The organism is Duganella callida (assembly GCF_004614165.1).
In the GTDB taxonomy this organism is placed as follows: Bacteria; Pseudomonadota; Gammaproteobacteria; order Burkholderiales; family Burkholderiaceae_D; genus Rugamonas; species Rugamonas callida.
In genome coordinates this window covers 1-8,139 of sequence record NZ_SPVG01000100.1, presented here as the reverse complement: position 1 = coordinate 8,139, position 8,139 = coordinate 1, and the positions used below count along the sequence as shown (strand labels likewise).

The window sequence follows — 8,139 nt, the reverse complement described above, 5'->3', positions numbered from 1 at the left end:
ATGTTGCGCACACCGCGCCGGGACGCGGCGTGCGCAACATCGAGCGCCGCATCAAGGCGCGCGCCGGCCAGCCGATGCGCAGGCTGCTGCGCCTGCAGCGCGCCGAACAATCGTTCTTCGACGCGCGCGACGACTACCTGGCCGGCAGAGCCGTCTGGTCCGACATTGCCGCGCGCGGCGGCTACGCCGACCAAGCCCATTTCTGCCGCGAAGCGCGCGAAATCACCGGCCACAGCCCGCTGGAACTGGCGCGCGTGCTGGCCTCCGACGAAGAGAGCTACTGGATCTACCGCGTCTGGACTTAACTCCGGGGTCAGTTCTGCCAATCGCACACGGGCTCTGCCGTAGCGACCACTACGGCAGAGCCCGTGTGCGATTGGCAGAACTGACCCCGGATTATGGCTGCAGCGCCGCGACCAGGTTGCGGCCGCTGCGCTTGGCCTGGTACAGCGCCTTGTCGGCGGCGCCGATCAGGGCTGCGATGTCCACCGGTGTGCCGCCGCGCTGGGTGGCGATGCCGATGCTGACCGTCACCTGCCGCGCGTCGTCGGTGGTGCGCTCGTGCGGTATGCGCAGCGCCTGCACGCGGTCGCGGATCGTCTCCGCCATCAGCCTGGCCTGTTCGATGTCGGTCTCCGGCAGGATCATCGCAAACTCTTCGCCACCGTAGCGCGCCGTCAGGTCGCCGGGCCGCTTCAGCATGGCGGCCAGCGCGCCGGCCACCTGGATCAGGCACTGGTCGCCTTTCTGATGGCCGTAATGGTCGTTGTACGCCTTGAAGTGGTCGATGTCGATCATCAGCAGCGACAAGGGCATGCCGCCGCGCTTGGCGCGCCGGTGTTCCTTTTCCATCGCGACGTCGAAGTGGCGGCGGTTGGCGATGCCGGTCAGGCCGTCGGCAAAGGTCTGCGAGCGCAGCACCATGGCCTGCTCGCGCAGCAGCCTTTCGCGCGCCACCGCGATGCTGACGTCGCTGATCTGGATCAGGCAGTGGCGCGGCGCGCCGTCCACCGCGATCGGCGTCACTTCCACCGCCTGCTGGATGCGGTCGTCGCGCGCCGCCGCCGCCGCGTTCAGATACAGCCCGAACGGCGCCTTGTTCAGCGTCTGCGACAGCAGGGAGGGGAAGTTGTTGTACAGCGCGTGCTGGATCGCCGCATCCACCCGCCCGCCGCGCAGATCCGGACAGACGGCAAAGAAGTCCCGGCCGATCACCTTGTCCTGCTCCAGACCCGCATGGCGCACCATCCAGCTGTTCCACAGCACCACGCGGCGCTGGTGATCGAGCACGATGGCGCCCAGGCTCACCGCGCAGAATACGCTTTCCAGCAGGGGCAGGCGCGCGCAGTCCATGTCAGCCTTGCCCCATCGCGCGGGCGATGTAGAGATTGATCTGTTCTTTCAGGTCGTGCAGGGCCGAGATGTCGAGCACGAAGGCGACGTAGCCGTGGATCTGGTGCTTCTCCAGCACGAAGTCGATGTGCAGCATCAGCACCACGCTGTCGGCCTGGCTGCCGGTGGCGGTGAGAATTTCGTCGCTGGTGCCGACGTGGTACTGCGGCAGCGATCCTTGCAGCTCGCGCTGGAAAATATTCGCCAGCGTGCCGACGCAGGAATTCAGCATGATGTTGCCGATCTCGCACATGGCTTCCTGTTCCATGTCGGTCAGTTCCTTGAGCGGCATGGCCTCGCCCACCATCAGGCGCACGATGTCCAGGCTTTTATCTTCGGGGAACATGAGGATGGCGTCGGTGTCGAACGCACCCTTGAAGCGCTGGCTGACGCCGCAGATGCGTTCCGGCACGCCGTCGTTATGGCCGAGCAGCCGGGCCGCCTCCGCCCGCGCGATGAAGCTGATCGACGGGACCGACATGCGCACCGCCTCGTTGACGATGGCGCCCATCGAAGCTGCCGCCTGGCCGACGCCGATATTGAAAATCTCGATCAGCGCGTCGTTTTCCAGGGCGGTCAGGTCGAGCATGATTACGCCGCTTCCAGCGTGGCCACCAGTTGCGCGATGCGCGCTTCGGTGATGGGCTTTTCGACAAAGCCGATGCCCATGGCGGCGGCGCGTTCGCGCGTGGCCGTCTGCACATTGGCGGTCAGCAGCGAGATGGCGAGCGCGGGAAATTCCTGGCGCAGCTGCTCGGCGGCGGCGATGCCGCCCATGCCGGGCATGTTGACGTCCATGATCACCAGGTCCGGCGGCGAGTGGCGCGCCTTGAGCAGCGATTCCTCGCCGGTGCCGGCTTCCTCGACGATCCATGCCGAGCGCAAGCTGGAGAGATACTGGCGCGCCATCATGCGCGACACACGGCTGTCATCCACGATCAGGACGGTCTTGGTGCTGGTCATTGTCTCTCCCCGGCGGTTTTTGGGCCTGTTACAAACATTCTCGCACATCCTGTAGCCTTTCTGACCACAGCTGTTGCTTGCTTTGTACGTTGGTGCAAGTCTGCTACAAAGTTGCAAGCCGGATGTTGTCGATGCGCAATTTTTAAGCAAAAAGCGGGGTGGTAAAATAGCGGCTGTCCGATTTTCCCCTCTCTTAACTTTTAATCATGACCCAAGACGAACTGAAACAAGCCGTTGCCCGTGCCGCCATAGCCTACGTGGTGGAAAACGAGATCATCGGCGTCGGCACCGGCTCGACCGCCAACTTCTTCATCGACGAACTGGCCAAGATGAAGGACAAGATCAAGGGCACCGTGGCCTCATCGGAAGCCACCGCCGCCCGCCTGCGCGGCCACGGCATCGAAGTGTTCGACCTGAACGACGTGCCGGCAATCGCCGTCTACATCGATGGCGCCGATGAAATCGATCGCTCCGGCGCCATGATCAAGGGCGGCGGCGCGGCCCTGACGCGCGAGAAGATCGTCGCCTCGGTGGCGAAACAGTTCGTCTGCATCGCCGACGGTTCCAAGCTGGTGGACGTGATGGGCAAGTTCCCGCTGCCGGTGGAAGTGATCCCGATGGCGCGCGCCGCGGTGGCGCGTCAGCTGGAACAGCTGGGCGGCACGCCCAAGCTGCGCCTGAAGCCGGGCACGGACGAGGCCTTCGTCACCGACAACGGCGGATATCTGCTGGATGTGGCGGGATTGTCGATCACTGATCCGAAGGCGCTGGAAGCGCAGATCAATCAGATCGTCGGCGTGATCGCGGTCGGCCTGTTTGCCGCGCGCGGCGCCAATGTGTGCCTGCTGGGCACGGCGGAAGGTGTGAAGACGCTGCAGTACTAAGCAGATTGGGGACAGACCCCGGGGACAGACCCCGGGGTCTGTCCCCGGTGCTTAGGCCGATGGCGGCACGTAGCCTTGCGCCTGGTCGGCGCCTTCGCCGAAGAAGTGCTTTTCCATCTGCGTCGCCAGGTATTTGCGCGCGCGCTGGTCGGCCAGGTTCAGGCGGTTCTCGTTGACCAGCATGGTCTGGTGCTTGAGCCACGCCGCCCAGGCTTCCTTGGAAACCTGTTCGTAGATCTTCTTACCCAGTTCGCCCGGATACGGCGGGAAGTCCAAGCCCTCGGCTTCCTTGTGGAGTTTGATGCATTGAACGGTGCGGGCCATTGTTGTTGCTCCTAAAGCGGTCTGTAAAAGCGTGATTATAAGGTCTTAATCAAAACCTGGGATTTGCGCTGCCAGTTATACATGCGCTGGCGGTCCTTGGGCAGGGCGTCCACCGTGGCCGGATGGAAGCCGCGCTTGATGAACCAGTGCGCGGTGCGGGTGGTCAGCACGAACAGCTTGTGCACGCCCATGGCGCGCGCGCGGTTTTCCATGTGCTTGAGGATGCGGTCGCCGTCGCCCTGGCCCTGCACTTCCGGGTTGACGGTCAGGCATGCCATTTCGGCCATTTTCTGTTCCGGGAACGGATACAGGGCGGCGCAGCCGAAGATCACGCCATCGTGCTCGATCACCGAGAACATCTCGATTTCGCGCTCGATCAGTTCGCGGCCGCGCTTGACCAGGGTGCCGTCGGCTTCCAGCGGTTCGATCAGCTTGATAATCCCGCCGACGTCCTCAATTGTGGCGGGACGCAGCGATTCCAGGTTCTCGTGCGAGATCATGGTGCCCACGCCGTCGTGGGTGAACAGTTCCAGCAGCGCCGAGCCGTCCATGTCGAAGGACACGATGTGCGAGCGTTCGACGCCGTTGTCGCAAGCCTTGATGCAGTGCTTGAGGTAGAACGCGGTGGCGTCGGGCAGGAAACCGGCCTGCAGCACGGCTTCCGCCTGGTGCGAGGACAGTTCGCGGATCTCGGCGCCGCCGGCGTCGGTCATCAGCGGGGTTTCGGTGATGAAGATCAGCTTGTCGGCGTGCAGGGCGATCGCCGCGCTGCAGGCCACGTCTTCCATGGTCAGGTTGAACGCCTCGCCGGTCGGCGAGAAGCCCAGCGGCGACAGCAGCACCAGGCCGTCCGAACCGAGGATCGAGTGGATGGTTTCGGCGTCGACCTTGCGGGTGACGCCGGTCAGTTCCAGGTCGACGCCATCGATCACGCCCAGCGGCCGGGCGGTGATGAAGTTGCCGGAAATGATACGGATCGCCGCGTTCGACATCGGCGTGTTCGGCAAACCCTGGCTGAACGCGGCCTCGATGTCGAGACGCAGTTCGCCGGCGGCCTCCTTGGCGCATTCCATGGCGGCGGTGTCGGTGATGCGCACGCCGTTGTGGAAGCGGCCCTCGACGTTACGCAGGGCCAGTTGTTCAGCCACCTGGGGGCGCGAGCCGTAGACCACGGTGACGTTGATGTCCAGCGCGTGCAGCAGCGACAGGTCGTGCGCCAGCACCGGCAGGGCGCCGGCGGCGACCAGTTCACCGGGGAAGGCGACCACGAAGGTCTTGCCGCGGAAAGCGTGGATGTAGGGCGCGACGGAGCGCAGCCATTGGACGAATTGGGTAGGGTTTTCCATTCGCCGCATTATAATTCGGGGCGCGACGTCCGCGCCAAAACCTTTGTAAAAAACAATGTCAGAAGCCAGCAATAAGCCACAAAAGTCGCCATCCAGTCCACAGCATGCCGCCCGCCACCCCGCGCCGGGCGCCGACGCCCGCTCCGGGCAGGGGCAGCCACGCCCGCCCCGCGGGCCGCGTCCAGAGGGCGACCGTGGTCCGCGTCGCGAGGCCAAACCGCGCCTGACGCCGGAGGAGCAGGCGGCGCGCGAGGCCGAGCGCAATTTCCGCAATCCGCTGCCGCCGATCACCTTTCCGGAGGACCTGCCGGTGTCCGGCCGCCGCCACGAGATCGCGGAAGCGCTGCGCAACAACCAGGTGATCATCGTCTCCGGCGAAACCGGTTCCGGCAAGACCACGCAGCTGCCGAAAATCTGCCTGGAGCTCGGCCGTGGCCAGAAAGGCCTGATCGGCCACACCCAGCCGCGCCGTATCGCCGCATCGTCCACCGCCAAGCGCATTGCCGTGGAACTGGGCTCGCCGCTGGGCGAGCATGTCGGGTTCAAGGTGCGCTTCGCCGACACGCTGCAAAAGGGCGCCTCGATCAAGCTGATGACCGACGGTATCCTGCTGACCGAAACGCAGAGCGATCCGCTGCTCAAGGCCTACGACACCATCATCATCGACGAGGCCCACGAGCGCAGCCTGAACATCGACTTCCTGCTGGGTTATCTCAAGCAGCTGCTGCCGCGCCGCCCGGACCTGAAGGTGATCATCACCTCGGCGACCATCGACGCCGACCGCTTCGCGCGCCACTTCGGCAGCGAGGACAAACCGGCGCCGGTGATCGAAGTCTCGGGTCGCCTGTACAAGGTCGAGGTGCGCTACCGCCCGATCGAAAGCGAGGTGGTGAATCCGGCCATCGCCAACGCCGAAGGCCGCGGCGCCCGCACCGCCGCCGCGCGCGAAAAGCGCGATTTGATGGACGCGGTGGTGGACGCGGTCGACGAACTGGCCCGCATCGGTTCCGGCGACGTGCTGGTGTTCCTGCCCGGCGAACGCGAAATCCGCGACACCGCCGAGGCGCTGCGCAAGCATCACCCTCCGCACGTGGAAATCCTGCCGCTGTTCGCCCGCCTGTCGGCCGAGGAGCAGGAACGCGTGTTCAAGACCACCAACGCGCGCCGCATCGTCCTGGCCACCAACGTGGCCGAGACCTCGCTGACCGTGCCCGGCATCCGCTACGTGGTGGACGCCGGCCTGGCGCGCGTCAAGCGCTACAGCTACCGCAACAAGGTCGAGCAGCTGCAGATCGAGCCGGTGGCGCAATCGGCCGCCAACCAGCGCGCCGGCCGTTGCGGCCGTGTAGCCGATGGCGTCTGCATCCGCCTGTACGACGAGCAGGACTTCCTGCAACGGCCCAAGTTCACCGATCCCGAGATTCTGCGTTCGTCGCTGGCCTCCGTGATCCTGCGCATGAAGACGCTGCACCTGGCGGACGTCGAAACTTTCCCCTTCATCGAACCGCCGCTGGCGCGCGCCATCGCGGACGGCTACCAGCTGCTGCAGGAACTGGGCGCGGTCGATGAATACAACCAGATCACGGCGCTGGGCAAGAAGCTGGCCAAGCTGCCGCTGGACCCGCGCGTCGGCCGCATGATCCTGGCCGGGGTGGACAACGTCTGCCTGAACGAAGTGCTGATCATCGCCTCCGCGCTGTCGGTGCAGGATCCGCGCGACCGGCCGATCGAAGCGCAGCAGGCCGCCGACGAGGCGCACAAGAAGTTCGCCGACGAGAAATCGGAATTCCTCAGCTATCTCAAGATCTGGAACTGGTTCGAGAACGCGATCGAGCACAAGAAGACCAACCGCCAGCTGCAGGACAACTGCCGCAGCAACTTCCTGTCGCAACTGCGCCTGCGCGAATGGCGCGACGTCCATTCGCAGCTGCTGACCATCGTCAAGGAGCAGGGCTGGCGCCTGAACGACACGCCGGCCACCTACGACAACCTGCACCTGGCGCTGCTGACCGGCCTGCTGGGCAATATCGGCTTCAAGATGGAGGACGATCCCGGCTTCCTGGGCGCGCGCGGCATCAAGTTCCACATCTGGCCAGGTTCTTCGCTGAACAAGAAGCCGGGCAAGTGGATCATGGCGGCGGAACTGGTCGAGACCACGCGCCTGTACGCGCGCTGCGTGGCGCAGATCCAGCCGGAGTGGCTGGAGAAGATCGGCGGCCACCTGCTGAAGAAATCCTGGGGCGAGCCGCGCTGGGAAAAACGTTCGGCGCAGGTCACCGCGTCCGAGCGCGCGACCCTGTACGGGCTGGTGGTGTACAGCCAGCGCCGCATCAACTACGGTCAGTTCAACCCGGCCGAGGCACGCGAAATCTTCATCCGCGAAGCGCTGGTCGGCGGCGATTACGACACGCGCGCGCCGTTCTTCGCCCACAACCACAAGCTGATCAAGGAAATCGAGAACCTCGAACACAAGTCGCGCCGCCAGGACGTGCTGGTGGACGATGAGCTGATCGCGGCTTTCTACGACAAGCTGATTCCATCGGACGTGGTGAACGGCGCCGGCTTCGAGAAGTGGCACAAGGACGTCACCGCGCAGCAACCCAGGCTGCTGTTCCTGAACCGCGATGAGCTGATGCGCCACGAGGCGGCCGGCGTCACCACCGATCTGTTCCCGAAGAAGATGAACGCATCTGGCTTGGAGCTGGCGCTGACCTATCACTTCGAACCGGGCAGCGTGCGCGATGGCGTGACGCTGGCCGTGCCGCTGTATGCGCTGAACCAGTTGTCGCGCGAGCGCTGCGAATGGCTGGTGCCGGGCATGCTGAAGGAGAAGGTGCATCTGCTGCTGAAATCCCTGCCGCAGAAGCTGCGCCGTCACTGCGTGCCGCTGCCGGAGTATGCCGCCAAGTTCTGCGAGCGCGTGGAGGCCAAGCTGGCGTTCGGCCGCGGTGAGCTGATCGACGCCATCATCGCGGACATCCGCGAGCAGCTGACCATCATGGTGAAGACCACCGACTTCAAGCCGGAGACGCTGCCGGCGCACCACTTCATGAATTTCAAGGTGCTGGACGAGCATGGCCGTCAGCTGGACATGGGACGCAATCTGGCGTCGCTGCAGGCCGAATTCGGCACGCAGGCGCGCGAGAGCTTCCAGAAGATGGCCGAGTCGTCGCCGCAGGCCACGGTCGCGGCGCGCGCGGTGCTGCCGGCCAAGGGCGGCGCTGCCGCGC

8 protein-coding genes are annotated in these 8,139 nt (G+C 65.0%); 3 read left to right on the top strand and 5 right to left on the bottom strand.

What is annotated here, in order from left to right; translation table 11 throughout:
* Positions 1 to 305, top strand: a 305-nt coding sequence (locus E4L98_RS10605; RefSeq protein ID WP_135201532.1) for a helix-turn-helix transcriptional regulator, incomplete at its 5' end; no start/stop codon positions are given.
* Between the two features lie 91 nt (positions 306 to 396).
* Here the strand turns inward: E4L98_RS10605 and E4L98_RS10600 are convergent.
* Genes E4L98_RS10600 through E4L98_RS10590 form a run of 3 tightly spaced genes read right to left on the bottom strand, consistent with a single transcriptional unit; the run spans position 397 to position 2,355 of the window.
* Positions 397 to 1,353, bottom strand: a complete 957-nt coding sequence (locus tag E4L98_RS10600) for a diguanylate cyclase domain-containing protein (RefSeq protein WP_135201531.1) — start codon at positions 1,351 to 1,353, stop codon at positions 397 to 399.
* Position 1,354: 1 nt separating this feature from the next.
* A complete protein-coding gene (locus E4L98_RS10595) occupies positions 1,355 to 1,981 on the bottom strand; it encodes a chemotaxis protein CheC (RefSeq protein ID WP_135201530.1) in 627 nt (208 codons plus the stop codon).
* Positions 1,982 to 1,983: 2 nt separating this feature from the next.
* Positions 1,984 to 2,355, bottom strand: coding sequence for a response regulator (locus E4L98_RS10590; RefSeq protein WP_135201529.1), 372 nt, complete (start codon positions 2,353 to 2,355; stop codon positions 1,984 to 1,986).
* A gap of 206 nt (positions 2,356 to 2,561) precedes the next feature.
* On the opposite strand from E4L98_RS10590, the gene rpiA reads away from it, so the two are divergent.
* Entirely contained in the window at positions 2,562 to 3,239 is a 678-nt protein-coding gene (rpiA, locus tag E4L98_RS10585) for a ribose-5-phosphate isomerase RpiA (protein WP_135201528.1), read from the top strand.
* 51 nt (positions 3,240 to 3,290) lie between these two features.
* Here rpiA and E4L98_RS10580 read toward each other — a convergent pair whose 3' ends face one another.
* Positions 3,291 to 3,563 carry an oxidative damage protection protein gene (locus tag E4L98_RS10580; RefSeq protein WP_135201527.1) on the bottom strand — a complete coding sequence of 91 codons (273 nt, stop codon included), beginning with the start codon at positions 3,561 to 3,563 and terminating at the stop codon, positions 3,291 to 3,293.
* Between the two features lie 35 nt (positions 3,564 to 3,598).
* Positions 3,599 to 4,909, bottom strand: coding sequence for an amino-acid N-acetyltransferase (gene argA / locus E4L98_RS10575; protein WP_135201526.1), 1,311 nt, complete (start codon positions 4,907 to 4,909; stop codon positions 3,599 to 3,601).
* A 55-nt stretch (positions 4,910 to 4,964) separates the two neighbouring features.
* Between argA and hrpA the strand changes: the two genes are divergently transcribed.
* On the top strand, positions 4,965 to 8,139 hold a 3,175-nt coding region (hrpA, locus tag E4L98_RS10570; RefSeq protein WP_135201525.1), incomplete at its 3' end, for an ATP-dependent RNA helicase HrpA.

Excerpts from the sequence above, each read along its gene's own strand:
- E4L98_RS10590 (WP_135201529.1), bottom strand. The coding sequence starts at position 2,355 with ATGACCAGCACCAAGACCGTCCTGATCGTGGATGACAGCCGTGTGTCG.
- rpiA (WP_135201528.1), top strand. The coding sequence starts at position 2,562 with ATGACCCAAGACGAACTGAAACAAGCCGTTGCCCGTGCCGCCATAGCC.
- argA (WP_135201526.1), bottom strand. The coding sequence starts at position 4,909 with ATGGAAAACCCTACCCAATTCGTCCAATGGCTGCGCTCCGTCGCGCCC.
- E4L98_RS10600 (WP_135201531.1), bottom strand. The coding sequence starts at position 1,353 with ATGGACTGCGCGCGCCTGCCCCTGCTGGAAAGCGTATTCTGCGCGGTG.
- E4L98_RS10580 (WP_135201527.1), bottom strand. The coding sequence starts at position 3,563 with ATGGCCCGCACCGTTCAATGCATCAAACTCCACAAGGAAGCCGAGGGC.
- E4L98_RS10595 (WP_135201530.1), bottom strand. The coding sequence starts at position 1,981 with ATGCTCGACCTGACCGCCCTGGAAAACGACGCGCTGATCGAGATTTTC.